We start from the raw sequence: 24215 nt of genomic DNA, 5'->3' as shown, positions 1-24215 counted from the left end.
GTTGTAAAAATACTCTGATCTAAATGTCAGTATTAATTAGCGAGTTTTCAAGAATTATCTGAGAAATACGGACATTACCTGAAAAATCAAGCGCTTACATTTTAGCTTTAGAATAGATAGAATTTAGGTAAGGGCTTAGAGAAGTTCTAAAAGAAAAATAACATAATTAAAGGGGCGAATATTATGAAGAAAAGTGCTTTATCAATCTTATTATCTATTGTATTACTTTTTTCAATAGTTGGTTGTAGTAGTCAAAATAATGATTCTAGTTCTTCTGGTGATGGAGAAGAGGGAACTCAGACACTCAAATTTATCTCAGAAGACACTGCTGATGAGTCGGATGCAAGCGTTGTTATGGGCCTTACTGAAGAATATGGAAAAACAAATATCGAAATTGAGACTGTCCTGCAAGCGAATTTAATGCAAAAGATTCAGTTGTTAACTGCTAGTAATGATTTACCAGAATTATTCAAGTTTGAATCTAATCAGTTAGGAGACCTAATTGATAATGATCAATTACTTGACCTAGAAAAAACATTTACCGATCTAGGCATTTATGACAAATTAAATCCAGGTGCAGTTAATTTATTAAAAACATTAAGTGGTGACCGTGGTCTCTATACGTTACCTGTTGAATTAAATATAGAAGGCTTTTGGTATAACAAAAAACTGTTCGAAGAAAACAACTTAGAAGTTCCGACTACATGGGATGAAATGCTCGCTGCTAGTGAAGTATTTATGGAAAAAGGAATTCAACCATTTGCAGTTGCTGGTAAAGAAAAATGGCCAATTACTCGTTTGATTAATGGTTATGTTATGCGTCTATACGGTGCGGATGTTATGGAACGAGTTAGCAAAGGTGAACTAAGTATTACGGATGAAGGATTTATCGAAGCTGCTACACTTGTACAAGATATGAATGCTAAAGGATATTTCGGTGAAGGTGTTAATACGATTGATTATGACACAGCAAGTAATACATTCCTTCAAGGAAATGCAGCAATGTACTATATGGGAAGCTGGGCACTTAACGAATTTAATGATGAGAATTTAAATAAAATTGGTGTTGATAATGTAGGGTTTTTCAATATTCCACTTGTTGAAGGTGGTAAAGGTACATTAGATGAATATTCCATGAATGCGGGACTAACACTTTCATTCTCGAAAGATAAATATAACGAGGAAGTTGGAGAATGGATGAAGCATGTATTCTCAAACTACGGTGATAAAGCAATAGCAGAACGTGGATTAATCTCCGGCTTCAAAGTTGAGAATATGCCTGAAAATGTTAGTGAATTAACAAAAACGACATTAGAAAAAGTAAATGAAATTGAAAATGGTGCACTTTGGTTCGAAGGATATTTTGATCCAAAAACAAAAACAGTATCTGAAGATGGAGCTCAAAACCTACTTAATGAGGGAACTACTCCAGAAGAATACATGTCTAAATTAGAAGAATCATTAAAAAATGCGTCAAAATAAGAACTAGGAAGGTTCGATTTCGAACCTTCCTGTTACCTTAAAGCTAGTTAGGAGTGAAAGAGTATGGATAAAATTTTAAGAGATCGCAAGGCAATTCTCTTATTAGTTGGACCAGCATTATTAATATACACTGTTATTCTCCTAATCCCTACAGTGTGGTCTACAATATATACATTCTATGAAGGATCACCAATTAGTGGTTTCGAATTTGTTGGGTTAGACAATTACTTAAATTTATTTAAAGACAGTGATTTCCTTTCAAGTTTGTGGCTTTCACTTAAATATATGGTCTTTGTTTCTGCTGGACAGGTTATATTAGGTTTATGTCTTGCACTATTATTTGTATTTTATATTAAGCGTTACTCTACTTTAATTCGAACACTCATTTTCTTTCCGGTAGTTCTTCCTGCTGTAGCGGTATCTCAATTGTTCGCAAAACTCTTCGAAATTGCTCCTCAGATGGGATTAGTAAACAGTTTACTTACTTTTTTAAACTTGGAAACGTTAGTTCAGCCTTGGCTTGGTCAAGGAGATACGGCATTTTGGGTACTTGTTACAATGGATATTTGGAAGTCATTAGGTTTTTACGCTGTTATTCTTTTTACCGGGTTAGTTGATATTCCAGAAGACGTTCTTGAAGCTGCAAAATTAGATGGTGCAAAGGGCTGGAAATTGACACAATTTATTGTCTTACCTTTATTAAAGCCAGTCTTAATTTCGGCAATTGTATTTAGTCTAAATGGAACAATTAAAGTCTTTGAATCAGCAGTTGCGTTAACAAATGGTGGACCAGGAAATAGTACCACTACATTATCTATTTATATGTATAACAATGCATTTACGTATAACCAATATGGATATGGAAGTACTATAGCGGTATTTCTATTGCTATTATCTCTTCTTATAACTTTAATAGTTTTCAAATTTGCAAAAAATGATGCGGCTTAACACGAGGAGGGGAATAAAGTGAATCAGTTATCTGGAAAAACAAATAGTATCGGTATGTTACTAGGTAAACTTGCCATATTCGTCTTACTATTAGTGGAAGTTTATCCTATTATATGGTTGCTGTTATCTTCAATAAAAGGACCAGATGAATTCAGTGCAAATCCAATGTATGCATTGCCAGAAGGCTTTCATTTACAAAACTATCTGGATGCATGGAACATAGGGAATATGGGTATGTATTTTAAAAATAGTATTATCGCCACTTTCCCAGCGTTGTTTTTAATAATTTTCTTGGGAGCAGGTGCTGCATTTGCCATCGAAAAAATGCGCTGGAAATGGAGTAAAGGTGTGATGCTACTGTTTACAGCAGGGATAATGGTTCCAGTACAAATTGTGCTCCTTCCATTGTTTACAATCTTTTTTAAGACAGGATTACTAAATAGTTTATGGTCACTTATTCTTGTGTATACAACATTTGGTCTGCCATTAACAATTTTAATGTTCTCTAGTTACTTTAAAGCACTTCCAAATGAGGTCATTGAGTCGGCAGTTATGGATGGTGCTAGCATTTATCAAATCTTTTTTAAGATAGCAATACCTATCGTCTCAAATGCAATTGTAACTGTTGCATTAGTTCAGTTTTTCTTTGTTTGGAACGATTTAATCTTTGCCATGACGTTTATAAGTGACACAGAACTCAGAACCATTCAAACAGGTTTAAATTCCTTTACAGGAGAATATGGACAAAAGCAATGGGGACCAATCTTTGCGTCAATTTCATTAGCAGTTGTTCCTACCCTGTTATTGTATCTATTTTTAAATAAACTTGTTATGAAGGGGATGACGAGTGGAGCTGTTAAGGGATAAGAGAAACCTGTAGTGTGGAATCGTTCTCCTAAATTAATGGGAATTCATATTTTAAAGCTAATACAGAAAAAGCCATCAGTGCCATAACTTCTCTTTTAATCGAAAACATAGATTAAAAGTAGAATTACAGCACCTTGATGGCTTTTTTTATGGTTCATATTTTTTTAGAAAATGTGAAAGGGGTTTCGGCTCTAAAGCCCCTCTCAATTACTCTAAATAGAATTATTTAAGTTTATCTACTAAAGAAATCAATAAATCAGCATTTTCATTTGAAATTGATTTTTCACTTTGAGCAGATACCTGGTTAATGTAAGCTTTGATTTTGCCTTCCATTGCTTCTGTATTGCCTCGCTCAGCTGCATCTTTAGCAGATAAAAGTTTTGTTTTAAGAGAATGAGCGATGTCCTTTTGATTTACAAAACTTTCTGTTAAATTGCTTAAACTGTCAAAGTCAACAGTAACAGTAAAAGTCGTTTCAACTTCTACCGTGTTTCCAGCTTTGTCAGTTGCTGTAGCTGAAATTTTATTTTCACCAATGGTGAAAGTATATGCCGAACCTTCAATGCTTGGGCATTTCGCAGTAGCGATTCCTGATAATTTATCAACAGCAAGACAGGAGATGGCGACCTTTGAATCTACTTCATAAGTTTCCTTATTCCCTGAGAACTCAATCACCGGGGCTGTTGTATCTAATATAATTTGTTTTTGATAGGCAGTGCTTATGTTTCCAGCTTTGTCTTTAAATTGAACAAATACAGTTTTCTCACCATCACCAGAAGGTAAAACAATATCTTTCGATGAAGCAAATTGATCCCATTCAGTCCAATTCTCTGAGTCAGTGGAAAAGCGAGATTGATTCACTCCGCTTAAATCATCTTCAGCATTAAAGGATAGAGTAACATTTTGGTCATTTGTGAATTCTGCTCCAGAGTTAATTGTAAAATCTCCAGTAGGTGCTGTTGTATCCTCCTCAACAATCATGATCCAACTGATTTGAGGATCAGGAGAACCTTGTACTCTACGAACAGTAAGGTCAAGCTTTCCATCCGTAATGTTTACATTTTTGTAGCCAAGGACGTCATATGAATCTGTAAAGACGTATCCTTTTGTTTTGGTTTCACCATTCAGTAAAATATCCGCTTTTCTACTTCCTCTCGTGGAAGTATACCAAGGGTCATAAAGCCCTGTATAAACTGTGTATTTTCCATTTTCTAAATCAAATTTATAAGAAAGGTCATCTCCAGAGCCGCTTAGTAGGTATCTTAGTGCAGAAAATAGATCTCCACCTTCACTGCCGGCTGGTTTCGTACGATCTCCTACAAATCCCCATGATTGCCCATTCTCTGGGTTATACTTTTGATCGATGATCTCTTTGTTGAGAAGTGTTTCTTGCATATAAGAAGACCATATCTTATAATCACTGGTTTCAGCACCACCAGCATGGACAAAATATCTTACATGATCAGGAATGACAAGTATTTTTGTCCTAATAACCTTATTGGCTAATTCAGAAAGTGTACCTTCAACTACAACAGTGCCAGGTTTTGAAAAATCTTCAGCATTGATTCCCCATGATACCGGCGTTTCCAATTGATTTCCTTCTGAATTTGTAACCTGAATAACATTCGGTAGTTTAGGCACTTGGTCTACAGCTACCTTTTCGGGTAATTCAGTGTTGATTGTTACTTTTCCCATTCTGTCTAAAATATCCACCTTCCACTCGTCATACCATTGTAAAATAATTTCATCATCTTGACCAAACTCAATAGGAAGCCATACATAACGAGAATCCTTTAAATTGCTTGAATTCCATCTGTCACCCATAAAAATAAATTTCCCCTTTTCTGGGTCGACAGGGATGACATTCGTGCTTTGTGAATCAAATGTTGTGGATGATTTCTCCCCAACAGCTGGATCACGTAATGGCTTCCATTCTTCAAAGATTTCATCGGCAACTGTATATCTTGCTGGGTTAGGTGACCATCCTGTTGCGCCTGATGTGATCATATAATACTTACCATTATATTTGAACATTGCAGGTGCCTCACGTTGTGCGCCAGGAAATACCCTTACGTAATCCTCACCATATACTGCTTTATAAGTCGAATCACGTTCAACATTTCCATCTCTATGCCAACCAACTACATCTGTATAACTTTCATTTAGTTTTGAAATATAGATCGTCATGTTTTCTTCACTAGAATAGATTAGGTAAGCTGTACCATCATCATCCTTGAATAGGTTCATATCACGCGCCATTCCGGGTTGATTAGGCTGGCCATTATATTCTGCATCTTCAGGGGCACGATCCATTCGGTTGCTTTCTTGGTAGATGAAAGGACCTGTTGGTGAGTCACTTAATGCATAACCAGCTTCAGCTTTTGCATACATTGCAGTTGATGTTTCTGAAGGACCATCTGTGTGCATCCACATGACATATTTCTTCGTTTTTTCGTTATAAATGACTTTAGGCCTTTCAATGACTCGGTCTGTGCCAATATCATTTAAGATATCTGCTTTATCTGTTCTTCCTTCATAAAGTTTCGAAATCAATGGATCTGTTTCAAATTGTGCCATTGATTCAATTGCGGTTAATGCAAGACCCTCATCCTGCCAATTATAAAGATCTGTAGAGGAATAAACTCTAACACCTCTTGCTGGAAGATAACCGTTTGTTTTATCTTCACCATACCAGTAGTATTTTTGAGTTTCTTCATCGTACATGATCCCACCGCCATGGGCTTGGATGTCGGCACCGTTCGTATCTCTCCATACTTGCCCTGGTTTAAAGGATTCATTTGGAATGTTTAGTGCGAGTCCTGTTATTGCTGTTTCCAAGTTCTTTATTGCTGCACGAATTTCCGTCTGTATTTCTTTTTTGTTTATATCCAAGTTATTGTCATTGATTTCTTTAACCAATGCCTCAGCTTGTTCGATCGTGGTATTAAGTGCATCTAAGCTAACCTTAGTATAAGTATCTGTCTTCTCAGCTTCAATTTTTGCGGTATTAATTTCGCCCTCTAAATCAGAGAGTGGTATGACTATATACTTTCGGACAATGATGTAATTAACTAAAGGGTCATTATAGTTTGTTAAACTAGCTGTTGCTGGTCCTTGAATGTTAACATCCAATTCTCCGTCCGTTACTGAAACCTGTTGATAGGTAACCTCTTTTTCAGCGGAATAGCTTCCAATATCATAATCTCCATTTGATAGATTTTGTCCCTCGCCAATAATATTAATACTTCGACCACTCCACGGATTCTTGAAACCTAAAGTAAGGTCATACTCACCATCAGGTAATTCAAACTTGTATTTTAATGCCTTTTCACGTATTTGAGGGCCGTTATAATATCTTAAAGATCCATTTTTGTCGGCTGGATTATTGACAGTTGTATTGCTTGTCGTGGTAACCAGTCCCCATTTTTTTCCTGTAACAGGGTCAGCGTCATACATCTGCTCCGTTTTGCTGGCATAGAGACCTATTTTATCGGTTCCTTCAGCAGTAGCAGGAGTTGGATCACCTGCATTCACAAAGTAGAGGATATAATTATTATCCTTAAGTTCTTGATCAGAAAATCCTGTTGTATTCCCTTTTGCGCTTGCTGCAAATGCTGGTGTGATTGAATAAGTAGACGATACGAGAATTAATACTGTCAGTAATAGTGAAATAACTTTTACTACCTTAGACAAGTGCATACCTCCTTATTGTTTTTGATATTGATAGATTTGAAATTTACTATGCTTCTTGTAGTGAGAAGGAAGATTTATGTAAATAGATTCAACAAGAAGCAGATGTTTGGTGTGTCATTCTTGAGGTGAGAAGTTATTACTTTAGTGATACTATTTTTCAAAAGAGGGGGAGGTTGGTTATTTTAGAATTTTCAAATAACTGCAACCGGTTTCAATATACTTTTTTTTAGTCGTTTTGTCAATATGTAAAATGAAACTGCATTATTAAGTATGAGGCTTTAAAAATCTCAATGCTGAGAAGATCATTTGACAAGAATTTCTAGAAGGTTTATAGTTTAATTGCAACCGGTTTCAAAAGAGGGGACCGTGAAATTGAATTAGAATTAAGACCATTGATAATATAATGGGGAAAAACGAATAAAAAAGGCAAGTTAATAGATACACATTTCATCATACGAGAATCGTCGAAAGAATGTAAGGAGTAGTTTCACCTTTGAAACGTCCTTCATTTCTTCGACTTTTTTTCTAGTGAAATTAACTATACTTTTGAATACGAATGAGGTGGATTTGAACTTGTATATAAAGTCTGACCAAATAAAAAAATTAATTTATGGAAAGAATGTTTCTCTTTTATTTTCAAACCAAAAGGAGCAGGACATTTGGTTTCATTCAATTAAGGATAAAACTTCATATCAGCCCTTACTTGAAGAGATTAGGGCTGAGGCGGAAAGACTACTCTTTGAACCTGATAAAGAATTAACATTTTCAAACTTTACTATTTTTAGAGAAATAGGTTCCCGTCTTGAGTACGAAAAGGTTTATTTTGCAAAAAGAAGACGGTTAAATACATTTGCCCTTATGGCTTTGCTTGAACCAAATCATCCAAATTACTTAGAACAGTTAGAAAATACGATTTGGTCAATATGTAATGAATATACATGGTGTTTACCTGCTCATTTAAAGAATAGTCCTGAAATGGCAACTGATATGGATGTTTCGATTCAATCGATACAACAGTCTAGTTATTCAATCGATTTATTTGCTGCTGAAACAGCATTTACACTAAGTGAAATGTTAACTTTAACAAAGAACATTCTTGATCCTTTAATACAAAAACGAATCCAAGAGGAAGTCTATCGAAGAGTATTATTTCCATTTATTAATCAACCACAATTTGGTTGGGAAACTTCAACACATAACTGGGCATCTGTTTGTGCAGGATCGATTGGTTCAGCTGCAATACATTTAATTGAAGATGAAGAAATCCTTTCAGTCATTTTAGAACGTGTTCTTAGTAGCATGGGATATTATTTAAAAGGGTTTAACGATGATGGTGCATGCATGGAAGGGTATGGATATTGGCAATATGGTTTTGGTTTTTATGTTTATTTTGCTGATTTATTGAAGAAAAAAACAGCAGGCGAAATTGATTTGTTTGATTCAGAAAAAGTACATCAAATTGCCCTTTTCCAACAAAAATGCTTTATCCATAAAAATCAAGTTGTTAATTTTTCTGATTCTAATCAACAGGCAACAGTATTTTTAGGTATTAGTCATTATTTAAAAAAGATTTTTCATGACATTGAAGTCCCTGAAAAAGGACTCCGTGCTCCATATACTGAAGATCATTGTAGTCGATGGGCGCCAGCGTTCAGAAATTTACTCTGGTTTAATGAACAAATTGAGGGGAGGCCTTGGCACGATAAAACATATTTTCTTAGTGACTCACAATGGTTTATTTCTAGAAATGATCCCTATGTTTTTGCTTGTAAAGGTGGTCACAATGATGAGCCGCATAATCATAATGATATTGGTCATTTTATCTTACAAAAAAATGGTGAAACATTCTTTAAAGATTTAGGTAGTGGGTTATACAGTGATGCATACTTTGGTGAAGACCGCTATACTATTTTTTGTAATGGCTCACAGGGGCACTCTGTTCCAATCATAAATAATCAATTTCAGGCTGAGGGAATTTCTCACAACGCAACAATTACAGAGGTAGCAATAGAGCAGGATATAGATATAGTGGAAATGAATATGACAAACGCATATAACATTGCATTATTAGAAACGTTAACGCGAAGATTTACGTTGATAAAAAATAAGAAACCAGAGCTAATTTTGACAGACACTTTTCAGTTCACTGAAAATCCAGAATCAATAGTTGAAAGATTTATCACACCTGTACTTCAAATTACTGAAGACCAGGAAGGAGTCATTCTGGAAGGAAATCAAAAAGTGAAATTAAAATTTAACCGCAAGCAATTAAATTTAGTGATAAGTGAGAATGAATTTTTAAATCATTTTGGTGAAAGAGAAGATCTACTTATTTTGGATTTTTCTGTGAAAAAGCCGGATAATACATGTTGTGTAGAATTTGTATTTCAGTTGCTTTAGGATGAAATGGAATCGTACTAAGCGATTAAAACTTAAATCATTAAGGTGGTAGTAACATGATAGAACATAAAATAGTGGTGGCAGGTTGTGGTGGTATGTCAAACACATGGTTGGATTACGCTGAAAGCCGTAAAAATGCTGAAATTGTAGGATTAGTTGATGTGAATATTGATGCTGCGAGAGGTATGGCAGAGCGTCGAAGCTTAGATGTCCCTGCTTTCTCTGATTTATCACAAGCGATTAAGGAAACAAATGCCAATCTTGTATTTGATGTAACTATTCCTGCTGCCCATAAACACATAGTAACGACAGCATTTGAAGCAGGGTGCAATGTGTTTGGTGAAAAACCGATGGCAGAATCTCTAGAAGATGCTAAAGCAGTATTACATATGTCTCAAAAAACAGGAAAAAAGTATTCTGTCATGCAAAACCGTAGATATTTAAAACAAATTCGTGCATTTCAACACTTATTGTCAAGTGAAGTAATAGGTAAAGTGGGCTCGATCCACGCAGACTTTTTCCTCGGCCCACACTTTGGAGGATTTCGAGATGTGATGGACAATCCCCTTATCGTCGATATGGCTATTCATACATTTGATCAGGCCAGATTTATTACTGGTGCTGATGCAATATCGGTTTACTGTCATGAATATAATCCACCTGGATCTTGGTACAACGGTAACGCATCAGCTATCTGTATTTTTGAAATGAATGATGGCTCTGTATTTACCTATCGTGGCTCTTGGTGTGCAATAGGAATGCAAACTTCATGGGAAGCTGATTGGCGTGTTACAGGGAGCAAGGGTAGTGCACGCTGGGATGGTAATCGTTTACCAGTCTATGAAGTGATTGATCATTCTCAACCAACTGATTTCATAGACCCGATTAAAACCGAAGAAGTACAGAGCAATTGGGAGGGACAAGAAGGACATTGGGGCTGTCTAGATGAAATGTTTGCCTCTCTTGAAGAAAATCGTCTAGCCGAAACCGATTGTAGTGATAACATAAAAAGCATGGAGATGGTTTTTGGTGCAGTGGAAAGTGCAAAAACGGGGAAGAAGATTTTATTATAAGTTTTTTAAAAAGGATAAATGAGAGTTATTTATTTTTTACTTAATTGGGCCTCTCTGCTACAGTTTAAGAAGGCAGAAGGTTCTCTTTTAAGAAAAAAATAGAGTCTTATATTTAACAAAAATAGTGTTATAGATATGACTATTAAGTAGTATCTAATAAAATGGATTAACAGCTTCTTATCCTTTCTTAAATTAAATGCTAAACCTTACAATAAAATGAAACCGTTATCATTGGAGCGTAAGAAAAATTAAAGTTTTTCTAATGATGTTATTTATTGAATAGTATGAGTCCAAAAAACAAAAGAAGAAAGGTGATAGGTATGACGAACAATTTGGAATGGGTAGATGAGGCGTGGCAAAAAGTTCAAGCAAAGATTGACAGAACGAGTAAAAAAATTGGAGCCAATTTCCCTCATGCAAGTGTCAATGGAACGTACCAATTAGAGGAACCTCATTGGTGGACTGCAGGATTTTGGCCAGGCTTACTATGGTTAGTATATCGTGAAAGTAAGGATGAGTCGATAAAGCAATTAGCTGAACAATGTGAGGACAGACTTGACAGTGTGATTACAGATTATTATAGGCTTGACCATGACATGGGGTTTATGTGGACGTTAACAAGTGTTGCGAGATTTAAGCTTTTAGGAGAAGAAGATTCAAAAAGACGTGCACTATTGGTCGCTAATTTACTTGCAGGAAGATTCAATACATCAGGAAATTATATTCGAGCATGGAATCCATGGCAGGAAGGGGAAGATAATTCAGGATGGGCAATTATTGATTGCTTAATGAATTTGCCGCTATTATTCTGGGCCACAGAGGAAACCGGTGATCCAAGATTTAGTGCAGTAGCTAAAAAACATGGAGAGACAGTACTCAAAAACTTTATCCGTGAAGATGGCTCTGTTCATCATATTATTCGATTTGATCCAGTTACAGGTGAAAGAGTGGAGGCGTTAGGTGGGCAAGGATTCGCCCCTGATTCTGCATGGTCTAGAGGAGCATCTTGGGCAGTCTATGGATTAACATTATTGTTCCACCATACAAAAGAGGATAAGTATCTACAAGCGGCAAAAAATGTTTCCCACTTTTTTATCGCCAATTTACCAGAAGATTATGTCCCGCATTGGGATTTTAGGCTTCCAGAGGAGGTAACGAAATACCGTGATTCTTCAGCTGGCGCAATCGCATCATGTGGACTGTTACTACTTGCTAAGCATGTCCCAGCAACCGAAGAGAAAATCTATAAAGATGCTGGAGTGAAAATCCTTAAATCCTTATATAAAAACTATGGTGATTGGGAAAATCCAGAGCAGGATGGGCTAATCCTCCATGGCACAAGCCATTATCCAGAAGGAAAAAATATTGATGTCCCACTTATATATGGTGATTACTATTTTGTAGAAGGACTTGCTATCTTAAAAGGTGATAGAAAGCTATTTTGGTAATCTTGTTAGATGGAAGAATAGAAAAAATCCACAAATGATTAGGAGTGAATTTAGTAAATGCCTACCTTACATACTACCTTTTCAAAGCATGAAATAAAAACTAGAGAAGACCTTAGTGAAGTATTAAAACAAATATGTGATCCCTTAAAACCTTATTATAGTAAAGGGTATGCAGGCTTGAGTTTAGGAAGTTCTGGTGCAGCTTATACGGATTCGACTGCTCAAATGGAAGGTTTTTCACGCGTGTTATGGGGCCTTGTTCCTCTTCTAGCCGGAGAAAGTAAGGAATATGAATTATGGGAAAGTCACCTCCAAGGAATAAAAAATGGCACAGATCCTCATCATGAGGAATATTGGGGCGATATCCATGATTATGATCAGAAAATCGTAGAAATGGCGGTGTTTGGTTTAGCACTACTATTAATACCTGAGAAGATTTGGGAGCCTCTTAATGAACAAGAGAAACGAAATCTAAGTAATTGGCTGAAGCAAATAAATCAATGTAAAGTCTGGGATTGCAATTGGCTCTTCTTTCCGGTTCTTGTTAATTTGGGTCTCAGAAATGTCGGGCTTCCATATGATCAAGAAGGAATTGAGAAAAATTTAGATAGAATCGATCAATTCTATTTATCTAATGGCTGGTATTCAGACGGAATAAACGGGCACAGTGATTACTACGTCCCGTTTGCCATCCATTATTATGGTCTCATTTATGCAAAGGTGATGGAAGTGGAAGATCCCGTTCGTTCACAGCGATATAAAATGAGAGCGGAAGCTTTTGCAAAGGATTTTATCTATTGGTTTTCAAAAGATGGCTCATCATTACCGTATGGCAGAAGTCTAGCATATAGATTTGCCCAGTCAGCATTTTGGAGTGCTGCTGTTTTTGCAGAAATTGAACCTTTTTCATTAGGTGTCATGAAAGGTCTACTCCTTAGAAACTTGCGCTGGTGGTTTAACCAACCTATTTTTAATGATGCTGGTATCTTAACAATAGGTTACACGTATCCGAATCTAGTGATGGCTGAAAACTATAATTCTCCTGGTTCGCCTTATTGGTCATTGAAAACGTTTTTACCACTTGCATTACATGCTGAACATCCATTTTGGCAGGCTGAGGAAGAGCCACTTCCAGAGTTAAGTAGCACTGTGATTCAAAAGCAGCCACACATGGTGATTTGTAGAGATGATGAGAGAAATCATATTCTAGCTTTTAACTCGGGGCATCTGTCTTCAAACGAGCATACACACACTTCTGCCAAATATGAAAAGTTTGTTTACTCTAATTTCTTTGGATTTAGTGTACCGAGGGCAGAGTGGGGGCTTTCGCAAGGTGCTTATGATTCAATGTTAGCCCTAAGTGAAGGTGATAATATCTATCGAGTCAAAAGACATTGCGAGGAATACTTGATAGAAGATAACTATATCTACACGTATTGGAAGCCTTGGAATGATGTAGAAGTAAAAACCTGGATCATACCTGGTACTCCTTGGCATTTACGAATACACTGTATAAAAACAAGTAGGCTATTGGATGCTGCTGACGGTGGCTTTGCATTAGGGATTGAAAATAAGAATGCAGATCGTGCAGATTTTGATAAAGTCCAGAACGAGAATGAATGCTTAGTTAGATATTCATGGGGTGCAAGCGGAATTAAAAGTCTTCGCACTGAGGGAAAAGCTGAGCTAATCTATCCAAATGCAAATACCAATCTACTAAATTCTCGTACTGTTATCCCAACAATAAAAACAAGAATAGACCCTGGAACTAGTTGGTTAGTTAGTGCTGTTTTTGGCGAGCCAGGGATAAGTGAAGATAAATGGAACAATCCACCTTGTGTGGAAATTGAAAGCGACAAAGTAATTGTACATTTACCGAATTTTGATAAATTTGAATTTTCAATAAAAGGTATTAAACTATAAGAACAATTTAGAATTTTCAAAATGGTATAAACATGTGTTGTTTTTTAATTAAAACACATCTAAAAGCGATCATCGCTCCAACAACAGTTGGGATTGCAGCAGCAAGACATACTGCACATGAATTAGTTGAACTTTAGCATGTTAAAGGTTGATAGCTTTTTTTAAAAAATAGCCTTAACAATTATCGGGCAAATAATTATGGTATTGTAGAAGGAGAAGTACTAAAGAAAAGGAGAGAGATAAAATGTACGAACACCTCGTAATTTTTAAATTTAATGAAAACATCACGCCTGAAAAAGAACAAGATCTACTTAATCAACTTCTAGCATTTAAAGGGGAAATTCCTGGGATCGTAGAGCTCTCGGCAGGATTTAATGTAACAGAAGAAATTGAACAAAAACAAGGATATTCTTTGGGGTTACGAGTAACCTTTGAAAATAAGCAAGCGCTTGATGATTACCAGCCACATCCAGTTCATCAAGACTTTGTTTCTTCATTGTCTGGAATTATAGACAATGTCATTGTAGTAGATTATCAAATTTAATAGATTTCTTTATGAAAAAATAGACGGAAGTAAATAAAAAGTTGCTCTCCACATTTAGTAATAGAGGAGAGCAACTTTTTTGGGAACTAATTAAATTGTTAGGGATTTACGATCCTTACTTAAACCAACCCTTTTCCTTTGATTGAGTAATCGCCTCAATCCTATTCTTTACATCAAGCTTTTCTAATATCGTAGAAATATAATTTCGCACAGTTCCAGTTTTAATACTAAGCTGATCAGCGATTTCTTTTGTATTCATGCCATCTGCCACAAGCTCTAAAACTTCCCTTTCACGTTCAGTAAGGGGATTTTCTTCACTATAGACATCATCCATTAGTTCTGGAGCATATATTCTTCTTCCTGACATAATGCTGCGGATCGAGCTAGCTAGCTCTTCACTAGGACTGTCCTTCAATAAATAGCCGCTGACACCGGCCTTTAAAGCCCGTTGAAAATAGCCTGAGCGGGAGAACGTTGTTAGGATAATAACTTTACAACCTTTACCTTTTAGCTTTTCAGCTGCTTCAAGTCCAGTCATTCCAGGCATTTCAATATCCATGATGCATATATTTGGTTGATGCTGCTGAACAAGTGTGAGGGCTTCTTCGCCATTACTTGCTTTTCCTACGACTTCCATATCATCTTCTAAATTAAGTAGTGAACCTAAAGCACCCAAAAGCATTTGCTGATCTTCAGCAATGACAATTCGAATCATAAATGCTCCTCCTAATCAGTTTGCTTAACGACATTTGGTACTTTTATTAATAGAGTAGTGCCTTCTTGAGAAAGAATGTCCAAGGTTCCATTGACAAATTCTAGACGTTCCTTCATTCCAGCAAGTCCATTGCCTTTAGTGAAATTTTCGTTTGTTCCAATGCCAATTCCGTCATCACGTACGGTAATTACTGTCTCATTTTGCGATTGTTCGATGGAGACATAACAAGTAGAGGCCCCACTATGACGCACTACATTGTTAACAGCTTCCTTTAAGCACATACTAAGAATATTCTCAGTTAACAATGGAACATTCGTTAAGGTGAAATTATCATCAGTCACTAAGTTAATTTGAGCGGCTTTGAGTATCTGTTTTATATGGATCATTTCCTCTACTAATCTGATGCCCCTCATTTGTGAAACCATCTTTCTTACTTCATTCAATGCAGTTCTAGCAGTCTGTTGAACGTCTTTCATTTCATTTCGTGCTTGTTCAGGGTCCTTGTATATTAATTTTCTCGCCAAATCACTCTTTAACCCAATCATAGAAAGCTTTTGACCCAATGTATCATGAAGGTCACGGGCGATACGCTGGCGTTCCTCGATTTTTACGAGCTCAGAAATTCGTTTGTTTGCATCTTCAAGTTTTTCTTGGAGTTGGCCACGTTCTTTGCGATTAAAAATACTGAATGGTAGAAAGATCACACTAAGACAACTAATGATTACAAATGGCAATTGTTTTAAGAGTAATTCTTCGTGCAGCACGATGCTGAAGTTTATCGAAACAGCAGTGCTGACTAAGTGAACGATATACAAAGTAATAAAAGGAAACCGATCCTTCATATTGCCGATAAAATAGGCGATATAAAAAGAAAAATAAAAATAGTTGAAAAGATATGTCGATGTAAACGAAATACCAATAAGGACGCATGTTAAAAAGTAAACATGCCATCCTTTTGCAATAAAGGCATATCGAAATGTGATGAAAAATAAAATTGTCAAAACTATCCCGACAATTATTTCAATTGTAGATGAAGATTGAAAAATAAAATAAAACGGCAATATGCTAAGAAACGCCCAAATATAAGGAGAAATTCCATTGCTTTTTTGAAGAATTGCATATCTTTTTTTCATGATCAAACCCACTTTATTTAGGATACATAAACTTAAGTGTCATTTTATCATATTTTATCTAAATAATGATTAAACGCCCATGATGATGGGTTTATTCAGTGTCTTACTAAGATCTCATTTACTTAGTAACTTTAGATAAATAATTGAATCCGACAAATCTTTTGTTTTGTGTGTCCCATAAACGGAATGTTAGTGATTTCAAGCTTGTTGCTAAAGTGATCGTAGGAACATTTTGTAATGGTTGCGTATTATTGTGAACTTCTTCAAGTTTATAGTTTGGTACCCTTGGACTTAAATGATGAACATGATGGTAGCCGATATTTCCTGTAAGCCATTGTAGAAGCTTCGGAAGCTTATAGAAAGAACTTCCTTCTACGGCTGCTTTCACATAGTCCCAATCTTTATTTTCCTCAAAATAAGAATCCTCAAATGTGTGTTGTACATAAAAGAGCCAGATACCAAGAGAACCTGAAATAAGAAAGATAGGTCCTTGTATTAAAAGGAACGACTGTGTTCCAAGTGTCCAACAAAAAAATGTAACCAAAGCAACGATTGAAAGATTTGTAATATACGTGTTAATGCGTTCATTTCTTCTTGCACCTTTTTTGTTAAAACGATTTTTAATTAGAAATTCGTAAATTGGTCCTATGCCAAACATAACAAGTGGATTTCGATAAATGCGATAAGCAATTCTACGAACAAGTGGCTCTGCTAAATATTCATCTACCGTTAGCACCCAAATATCCCCTGTTCCACGTTTGTCTAAGTTACTGCTTGTTGCGTGATGAATTGAATGATCATGCTGCCACTGACTATATGGAAATAAGGTTAAAACCCCTGTTATTGTTCCGAGCACCTTATTTGCAGTCCGATTTTTAAAGAAGGCAAAATGACAACAATCATGAAAAATAATGAAAATTCGGACCAAAAATCCTGCAGCAACAATGATAAATCCAAATGATAGAAAATAAGAAATTGATAAGCTTTGATAAGCTAGGATCCACAAAATAAGAAATGGTCCTATCGTATTAATAAGCTGTCGGATACTGTCCTTTATATTTGCTTTTTCATAGGGAGCAACTTGCTTCCTTAAATTTTTTTGTAGTTGTTTAGACATTTTTTTAATTCCCTTCCTCAGTTGTTAATTAAATTATAATCTTATAATCAATACTTTTGCAGACATAGGTGTCATGTACAAGGTATGACAAATGTCATATCTAATATGGAAGGATTAGTAAAGAGTCCATTAGCTAAGGATAAGAATACCTTTTTATAGAAAAAGATATCAGGTATTTAACAAGTTTCAATCACTTTTCCTACATTTATTGTTAACTGATATAATATAAATTAATATTAATTTTTTGATAACTAGGAGAGAATTCCATGTTTTTTCGAATTGTATTTTGTATTTTCTTACTTTTAATTGTAAGCGGGTGCAATATTGGACCTAAAATAACGGAGTATGAAGTCATCTATAATGGACATAACGAACAAAAGCAAGCGGAGTCAACTCAAAATCATAAAAACTACACGATTGCTGTTATTCCTAAGGTAAGTGGGATTCCTTACTTCAATGCAGTTGAAGAAGGAGTCAAAGAAGCTGGGAAAGATTTAGGAATAAATGTTCTTTACTCAGGCTCATTAATTGCCGATTGGAAGCAACAAGAAGCTATTATCAATGGGTATATTGAGCAAAAGGTAGATTTAATAGCTATTTCTGCCAATGATCCTGAGAAGCTAGGAACAGTTTTAAAAGAGGCTAGAAAACAGGGAATAAGAGTGATTACTTGGGACTCAGATACAAATTCTCACTTTCGAGAGCTGTTCATAAATATGGTAGATCCAGAAATGGTCGGGCGTCATATCATGGATACATTATCATCAAGAGTGAATGAAAAGGGAAGTTTTGCAATCATAACTGGCTCTAGCGATGCAGCGAATTTGAATGAGTGGATTAATTGGATGAAAGTTCAGCAAAAGGAATATTATCCAAATATGAAGCTTGTTGATATTGTAGAAACAGATGATGATCCTAAAAAGGCTTATAGCGCTTCAAAGAATCTATTAAATAAGCATCCGGAAATTAATGGGATTATTGGAAGTTCATCTGTTGGTCCACCAGCAGCTGCTCAAGCTGTGAAAGATATTAACAAATCGGGTGAGATTACAGTGGTAGGGTTATCAACGCCTAATCTAATGAGGGAATATATAAAAGATGGCTCTGCACAGGTTGTCACACTATGGAGCCCTAAAAAACTTGGTTATTTAACAGTTAGTATTGCAAAGGAACTACTAGATGGGCAAGAGATTAGTGATAACCAATATATTTCAAATATAGGGAATGTTAGAGTAAAAGAAGACACAGTCATAATGGGACAACCCATTGATTTTACGAAGGAGAATATTGATCAGTATGATTTCTAAATTAATGGAAGCGTTAAGATTAAAGAACTTCCAGCTAAAAACAAAATTAATCATTACCTACATTCTTCTCACTGTCATTCCAATGGCTGTATTGGGCTATATCACCTACTATCAAAATACAAAGGCAATCGAAGAACAGGTAGGAGAATATGTTCCTAGGCTCTTAAATCAGGCAAATAAAAACATTGAAAATGAAATCAATGAAATAGGGAATTTACCAAATTTAATTTACAACTCTAGTGATGTGATGGCTGTTTTACGAGCAAATCCATATAAGGATCAATCGTCAATGCTTCAAGATCAATTCACTGTAGAAAGCTTTCTTTCTCGGACATACCTTGGTAGTAATAACACGAACATTTTAGGGGCATTTTTATTATCTACTAATGGTTCATTTATAAGTACTAGAGTAGCCTATGAAGGATTTGATTTTAACAATACCCTTTTACCGTATGGAGAGGCCCACGATTTAGGGGGGGACACTAAGATCTTACTTCCAAATGAAGTCAACTTGACGTTTGAGGGAGATCCATCTTATATGCTAGTAGTAAAAGAGATAGTTGACCTTGATAACCGGGAAAATCTCGGTACGTTGTTTTTAGCGGTTAAGTTAACGTTTATTGAAGAGATTCTTCAAGATCTAGATGAAGAAGAAAGAGCAACGATGTGGGTAATGGATGACCAAGGACAAATCATCTATCATCCACTTCAGAAGAAAATTGGTACATATTTTGAAGAAATAGATGACTATCCAATATTAAATGGAAGCTTTCGTACAACAATTGAGAAAGATCGAACATTAATTAGCATTAATCAATCTGCAAAACAACAATGGGTTCTTGTTCATAGTATTCCAATTACCTACTTAACAGAGGGAACAGATGTCGTAAAAACGGTGGCAATCATAATTTTCCTTATCCTCGTTGTTATTACAACCTTGATTTCTATTATTGTTGCCTGGAGTGTAACAAAACCAATTAATTTACTAGGTAGGATTATGAAGGATGTTGAAAATGGCAATCTTTATGTGAAGATCCCGATTGATTCAAAAGATGAGGTTGGCGTACTAGCTTCAAGCTTTCAGTCAATGATAAGTAAAATTAGAGACTTAATTAAAAAGAATGATCATATTGAAATACGACAAAAGGAAGCAGAATTATATGCATTACAATCACAAATCAATCCTCATTTTATGTACAACACATTAGAAACAATCGGTGCATCAATAGAGGATGGGGAATCAGAGCTAGTCGTTGATATGGTTGCGATTTTAGGCAGAATGCTGCGCTTTTCATTAAGCAATAAAGATAAAATTGTTCCGATCTCACTAGAGGTTCTTCATATTGAAGATTATTTAACCTTGCAAAAGTTTCGATTTGAAGAGAGGATTTCATTCAACATTCAAAATGATTATGAGCATGATGTATATTTTACTCCAAAATTTATTTTGCAGCCAATTGTTGAAAACTCGGTTAAATATGGTATGCAGAAAAGAAAAGCACTAAAGATAGAAATCGATTTTATCCATGAAAAAAGCGAAATAAAAGATCCTCATATTATTATGATTGTTAGAGATAATGGTCCCGGTATTAATGAAGAAGAGCTGAAGAATTTGAATGAGTTTTTACAAAAGGACCCAATGATTAATCGAGATTCAGGATTTGGGATCATAAATGTTCATGCACGAATCGTGATGATGTTTGGTGATCAATATGGATTGACCATTAACAGTGCGGTAGATAAAGGTACAGAGGTGATGATCAGAATTCCTCAGCTTTTAAAAAAACAAGTAAGAAATGGTGATGAATAATGTCTTCGATTAAAACAATTATTGTAGACGATGAAAACAGAATTCGTCGTAGAATGGAACGGCTAGTTCAATCCTGTGGTGAAGAGTGGCAGATCATTGGTATGTATTCAGATGGACAAGAGGCCTTTGACGCCATTACGAATGAGTCGATCATATTTGATCTTCTTATTACAGATGTGCAAATGCCTGAAATGGATGGATTAAAGCTAGTTAACCAATTAAAAAAAACGAATTCCTTTACGTCCATCATTGTTAGCGGGTATGATGACTTTTCCTATTTACAGACTGCGATGCGTGAAGGAGCAATAAATTATCTTCTCAAGCCTGTCGACAAAAAGCAATTTATTGAACAAATGGAAGAAGTCAAAAATAAAATTTATCAAAAATGGGCAGAAGAACACGAGTGGACTGAAGTACAAGAAAAGGCTTCCCAATTAGAATATGCCAAACAAATTCAATTATTAAGTGAAGTAACCTGGAATGATGAATTAGACTTATCACTTCTTGATTGGACCCAGCAGTTTCCTAAAGGAACATATAAATTAGTTTATATAAGCGTTGATCAACTTGCCATTTCAGCCAATGAACTAGATGCTTCTGAAAACTGGGATCGTGAAATTAAAGCTCTTTTTCAACAACACATTGAAAATGAATGTGGAGATTCAGATATCATGTATTGGTGGTGGAGAAGTGGAAAGCTTCATTATTGGTTATTGCTTTTTAATAAGGAAAGCTATGATCCTAATTTTGATAAAAAAACGATTCAATGCATTTACGACTGTAAAGATTTGATCCAACGGTCTACTCCTTATACTGTTTCGATTTCATTAGGAGATATGTTTGAAGACTTAACTTTATTAACGAGTATAAAGGATCAGCTTCTGTCACTAAAACAGTACCGAATCATCCATGGTGGAAATAAAGTTTTTCGGATTGATCTACTTAAAAATCTTACTGATCAACAATCAAAAAATGTTACGTCTTCTATTTATAAACATGTGCAACAAATTATTTCTGCATCAGAGGGAAAAAATGAAGCTGAGACTATCAAAGCTTTACAAGTATTTTTTCAAGAACTAGAGACATTAAAATCACCAACATTAATAGAGGAAGCAGTCCATTATTTATGCCTTCAGATTGTAAATAGATGGATGGAGTTCGATATATTTAAAGAAACACCAGATCTATTACCAGAGGTTCTTCAGTTAACAAAACGTGCAGCAAATTTTCATCAGCTTAAAGATAGTATTAAACATTGGGTATTGCAGCAGAAGGAGAAACTAGATATTAGGAAGAAGCAGACCTCGTCAGACCCCATTCAACGTGCAAAAGAATGGATTCATCAAAATCTTGGGGAAAACATAACGATAAAAAAAATCGCAGAACATGTTTTTATGAGTCCAACGTATTTTAGTAACTTTTTTAAAGCGCAAACGGGTGAGACGATTTTAGATTATGTGACCAAATGTCGTCTCGAAAAAGCAAAGGACCTATTAGGAACAACTGATTTGAAGATATATGATATTTCAACACAGCTTGGCTATCAAGATACAAAATATTTTAGCCGTCTTTTTAAGCAGTGGTATGGACAATCACCATCCCAGTATCGTGAACTTCATTTTAAATCATCGTAAAAAAGCTTGTGGAGTGCCGCAAGCTTTTTTTATGTGAGAATTGTCGAATTGTCGATAAATTTGTAAAATCGTCGATAAATTTGTAAAATCGAAGATAAATTCTGAAAATCGAAGATAAATTCCGAAAATCGTTGATAAATATCCAAAATCGAAGATAAACATAGTTTGAACATTTTAGTATTACGATGTAACCCTTTTCAAACTTCTTAATATCCTCCCCCATACCTTAGTTTTGTCTCCTACCATTGATAATAGAAGTTTTATATAGTAAGAGTAACCCAATTAGAAAGCGCAATCAGCAATCGCTTACAATAAATGTAAGGGTATTCCTAATCGTTTAATACTAATTTGCGCTATAAAATGAAAATTTGATAGGGGGAACAAAGTTGATTAGAAAATCTAGCATTATGTTTGTTTATAAAGATCAGTTTGACGAATACAAGCGTCGCCATGATGAACTTTGGCCAGAGATGGAAAAGGAATTAAAAGCACATGGAGTGCACAATTATTCAATCTTCTTAGATAAGGAAACAGGACAGTTATTTGCGTATTTAGAGATAGAGGACGAAGAAAGATGGGGAAAAATGGCTGAAACTGATATTTGCAAAAAGTGGTGGGCTTATATGGAACCATTGATGGAAACAAACCCAGATAATAGTCCAGTTACGAAAGAATTAACGAACGTATTTTACTTAGCATAGACATTGATTTTGCTTGGAAGGGAGTTTTAGCAAATGGCTGGAAAAAAAGGAATGAAGTCTACTATCACTGTTGCGATGTCGAACTATTTAGAAGCCGGTTCGATCGTTGCAGGTGCTGGTGGATTAACACTATGGATGGAATATTTAAATTTAGATGATTTTAAACTAGGCTTGTTAGGTGCATTAAGTGCAAATGGATTTGGTGCAGCAGTAGGGGCATTAATCGGTGGAATCTTAGTTGATAAGTATGGACGTAAATTAATTTATAAATATGATCTATTAGTTTATATGCTTGGTGTATTATTGATCGTGTTTTCATTTAATTTTCCAATGTTATTAATCGGATATATTATTACAGGTATCGCAGTAGGTGCTGCCATTCCTGCAGCATGGACGTATATCGCAGAAGAGGCACCAGATAACGAGCGGGCTGCGCGCGTAGGATATGGACAATTAGCTTGGTCAATAGGTCCAGCTGTTTCATTATTACTATCTGTAGCATTGGCTCCATTAGGTCTACTAGGCAGTAGAATTATCTTTGCACAATTGTTTGTAATCGCTTTAGTAACATGGATTTTGCAACAACAAATTAGTGAATCGACAATTTGGGAAGAAGAAAAACAAAAAGAAGCAAAGTTAAAGGCATCAGGGCAAAAAACGGAGAATCCTATAAAGGAACTTTTTACAATAAAAGCAAATCGCCGTGCAATCACTTTATTGTTAGGAATTTATGTGTTCTGGAATCTAGTAGCTGGGGTAATGGGCTATTTCATGCCATATATTTATGAAACAGTCGGTGGACTTTCTTCTGCACAAGCAAATTTATTACAAGCATTTTTATGGGTGTTAACAGTTGCTTCAACATACTTTGTCTTTATTAAACTAGGAGATAAGGTAAGTAGAAAAGTATTATATACTGTCGGTGCTGTAATGGGAATCATTGCTTGGGCTGTCCTATCATTAGGTAATATGGGATTAACAGAATTATTTATCTTTGTTATCTTTTGGGGAATTGCAGCTGGTTTTGGTGCACAAGCATTTTATGGTCTTTGGGCTAGTGAGTTATTTCATACAAAATATCGTGCTAAAGCACAAGGCTTCTTATTCTGTATTGCTCGTGTAGCTGTTGGTCTGATTTCATTGATCGTACCAACTATGATTACACTTCTTGGATTTAAACTTTCAGGGCTAATCATGATTGGGTTCCTTTTAATCGCAGCAGTCATTGGCTATGTCATGGCACCTGAAACACGAGGGAAATCATTAAAACAAATTGAACAAGAACGATACAGTGCATAAAAAGTAATAGTTGTTAATTTTTAGACAAATACATCTAGTAAAAAACCCTTCTGATTACGAGATTTTTCAATCAGAAGGGTTTTTACTTTGCATATTTTGTCTAGAATTCATGTATGAAGTA

17 protein-coding genes are annotated in these 24215 nt (G+C 35.4%); 13 read left to right on the top strand and 4 right to left on the bottom strand.

Annotated elements, in window-relative coordinates; genetic code table 11:
* The first annotated feature begins 183 nt into the window (after positions 1-183).
* The 3 genes from HUW50_RS03965 to HUW50_RS03955 all read left to right on the top strand — a co-directional run bounded on the left by HUW50_RS03965 (position 184) and on the right by HUW50_RS03955 (position 3297).
* Complete coding sequence (locus HUW50_RS03965; RefSeq protein ID WP_066340208.1) at positions 184-1482, top strand: ABC transporter substrate-binding protein; 1299 nt, start codon at positions 184-186, stop codon at positions 1480-1482.
* 63 nt (positions 1483-1545) lie between these two features.
* Positions 1546-2430 (top strand): carbohydrate ABC transporter permease, encoded by an 885-nt coding sequence (locus tag HUW50_RS03960; RefSeq protein WP_066340204.1) that lies wholly within the window; start codon positions 1546-1548, stop codon positions 2428-2430.
* A gap of 18 nt (positions 2431-2448) precedes the next feature.
* Positions 2449-3297, top strand: coding sequence for a carbohydrate ABC transporter permease (locus HUW50_RS03955; RefSeq protein WP_198165170.1), 849 nt, complete (start codon positions 2449-2451; stop codon positions 3295-3297).
* A gap of 222 nt (positions 3298-3519) precedes the next feature.
* On the opposite strand, the gene HUW50_RS03950 is transcribed toward HUW50_RS03955, so the two are convergent.
* Positions 3520-6990 (bottom strand): family 43 glycosylhydrolase, encoded by a 3471-nt coding sequence (locus HUW50_RS03950; protein ID WP_185653712.1) that lies wholly within the window; start codon positions 6988-6990, stop codon positions 3520-3522.
* 573 nt (positions 6991-7563) lie between these two features.
* Here HUW50_RS03950 and HUW50_RS03945 point away from each other — a divergent pair.
* From HUW50_RS03945 to HUW50_RS03925, 5 genes are all read left to right on the top strand, one after another.
* Positions 7564-9390: a heparinase II/III domain-containing protein gene (locus tag HUW50_RS03945; RefSeq protein ID WP_066340199.1), complete on the top strand. Its 1827-nt coding sequence runs from the start codon at positions 7564-7566 to the stop codon at positions 9388-9390.
* Positions 9391-9446: 56 nt separating this feature from the next.
* Positions 9447-10463, top strand: a complete 1017-nt coding sequence (locus HUW50_RS03940) for a Gfo/Idh/MocA family protein (RefSeq protein ID WP_066340195.1) — start codon at positions 9447-9449, stop codon at positions 10461-10463.
* A gap of 320 nt (positions 10464-10783) precedes the next feature.
* Positions 10784-11911, top strand: coding sequence for a glycoside hydrolase family 88 protein (locus tag HUW50_RS03935; RefSeq protein WP_066340192.1), 1128 nt, complete (start codon positions 10784-10786; stop codon positions 11909-11911).
* 57 nt (positions 11912-11968) lie between these two features.
* A complete protein-coding gene (locus tag HUW50_RS03930) occupies positions 11969-13834 on the top strand; it encodes a DUF2264 domain-containing protein (RefSeq protein WP_185653711.1) in 1866 nt (621 codons plus the stop codon).
* Positions 13835-14078: 244 nt separating this feature from the next.
* On the top strand, positions 14079-14378 hold the full coding sequence (locus HUW50_RS03925) for a Dabb family protein (RefSeq protein ID WP_066340186.1): 300 nt from the start codon (positions 14079-14081) through the stop codon (positions 14376-14378).
* 115 nt (positions 14379-14493) lie between these two features.
* On the opposite strand, the gene HUW50_RS03920 is transcribed toward HUW50_RS03925, so the two are convergent.
* The 3 genes from HUW50_RS03920 to HUW50_RS03910 form a co-directional block, all read right to left on the bottom strand.
* On the bottom strand, positions 14494-15093 hold the full coding sequence (locus HUW50_RS03920; RefSeq protein ID WP_066340175.1) for a response regulator transcription factor: 600 nt from the start codon (positions 15091-15093) through the stop codon (positions 14494-14496).
* A gap of 11 nt (positions 15094-15104) precedes the next feature.
* A complete protein-coding gene (locus HUW50_RS03915) occupies positions 15105-16226 on the bottom strand; it encodes a sensor histidine kinase (protein WP_066340174.1) in 1122 nt (373 codons plus the stop codon).
* A 118-nt stretch (positions 16227-16344) separates the two neighbouring features.
* Positions 16345-17343: a Delta(5) desaturase DesA gene (locus HUW50_RS03910; RefSeq protein WP_066340165.1), complete on the bottom strand. Its 999-nt coding sequence runs from the start codon at positions 17341-17343 to the stop codon at positions 16345-16347.
* Positions 17344-17609: 266 nt separating this feature from the next.
* On the opposite strand from HUW50_RS03910, the gene HUW50_RS03905 reads away from it, so the two are divergent.
* The 5 genes from HUW50_RS03905 (at position 17610) to HUW50_RS03885 (ending at position 24094) form a co-directional block, all read left to right on the top strand.
* The gene (locus HUW50_RS03905) at positions 17610-18650 is read left to right on the top strand and encodes an autoinducer 2 ABC transporter substrate-binding protein (protein WP_066340162.1); all 1041 of its coding nucleotides are present in this window, start codon (positions 17610-17612) and stop codon (positions 18648-18650) included.
* On the top strand, positions 18640-20460 hold the full coding sequence (locus HUW50_RS03900) for a cache domain-containing sensor histidine kinase (RefSeq protein ID WP_066340159.1): 1821 nt from the start codon (positions 18640-18642) through the stop codon (positions 20458-20460). Before HUW50_RS03905 ends, HUW50_RS03900 begins: the two co-directional genes overlap by 11 nt.
* A complete protein-coding gene (locus HUW50_RS03895; protein WP_066340156.1) occupies positions 20460-22094 on the top strand; it encodes an AraC family transcriptional regulator in 1635 nt (544 codons plus the stop codon). The genes HUW50_RS03900 and HUW50_RS03895 overlap by 1 nt, the downstream gene beginning before the upstream one ends.
* 386 nt (positions 22095-22480) lie before the next feature.
* Complete coding sequence (gene rhaM / locus HUW50_RS03890) at positions 22481-22795, top strand: L-rhamnose mutarotase (RefSeq protein ID WP_066340150.1); 315 nt, start codon at positions 22481-22483, stop codon at positions 22793-22795.
* Between the two features lie 33 nt (positions 22796-22828).
* Positions 22829-24094: an MFS transporter gene (locus HUW50_RS03885; RefSeq protein WP_066340147.1), complete on the top strand. Its 1266-nt coding sequence runs from the start codon at positions 22829-22831 to the stop codon at positions 24092-24094.
* Positions 24095-24215: the final 121 nt, after the last annotated feature.

The sequence above is a fragment of the Metabacillus sp. KUDC1714 genome (assembly GCF_014217835.1).
GTDB lineage: Bacteria > Bacillota > Bacilli > Bacillales > Bacillaceae > Metabacillus > Metabacillus rhizosphaerae.
This window is presented reverse-complemented; position numbering and strand designations above follow the sequence as displayed.

Bases quoted from the DNA above. Each gene is read 5' to 3' on its own strand.
- HUW50_RS03960 (WP_066340204.1), top strand. From the start codon at position 1,546: ATGGATAAAATTTTAAGAGATCGCAAGGCAATTCTCTTATTAGTTGGA.
- HUW50_RS03935 (WP_066340192.1), top strand. From the start codon at position 10,784: ATGACGAACAATTTGGAATGGGTAGATGAGGCGTGGCAAAAAGTTCAA.
- HUW50_RS03920 (WP_066340175.1), bottom strand. From the start codon at position 15,093: ATGATTCGAATTGTCATTGCTGAAGATCAGCAAATGCTTTTGGGTGCT.
- HUW50_RS03910 (WP_066340165.1), bottom strand. From the start codon at position 17,343: ATGTCTAAACAACTACAAAAAAATTTAAGGAAGCAAGTTGCTCCCTAT.
- HUW50_RS03915 (WP_066340174.1), bottom strand. From the start codon at position 16,226: ATGAAAAAAAGATATGCAATTCTTCAAAAAAGCAATGGAATTTCTCCT.
- HUW50_RS03930 (WP_185653711.1), top strand. From the start codon at position 11,969: ATGCCTACCTTACATACTACCTTTTCAAAGCATGAAATAAAAACTAGA.
- HUW50_RS03925 (WP_066340186.1), top strand. From the start codon at position 14,079: ATGTACGAACACCTCGTAATTTTTAAATTTAATGAAAACATCACGCCT.
- HUW50_RS03965 (WP_066340208.1), top strand. From the start codon at position 184: ATGAAGAAAAGTGCTTTATCAATCTTATTATCTATTGTATTACTTTTT.
- HUW50_RS03940 (WP_066340195.1), top strand. From the start codon at position 9,447: ATGATAGAACATAAAATAGTGGTGGCAGGTTGTGGTGGTATGTCAAAC.
- HUW50_RS03895 (WP_066340156.1), top strand. From the start codon at position 20,460: ATGTCTTCGATTAAAACAATTATTGTAGACGATGAAAACAGAATTCGT.
- HUW50_RS03885 (WP_066340147.1), top strand. From the start codon at position 22,829: ATGGCTGGAAAAAAAGGAATGAAGTCTACTATCACTGTTGCGATGTCG.
- HUW50_RS03905 (WP_066340162.1), top strand. From the start codon at position 17,610: ATGTTTTTTCGAATTGTATTTTGTATTTTCTTACTTTTAATTGTAAGC.
- HUW50_RS03900 (WP_066340159.1), top strand. From the start codon at position 18,640: ATGATTTCTAAATTAATGGAAGCGTTAAGATTAAAGAACTTCCAGCTA.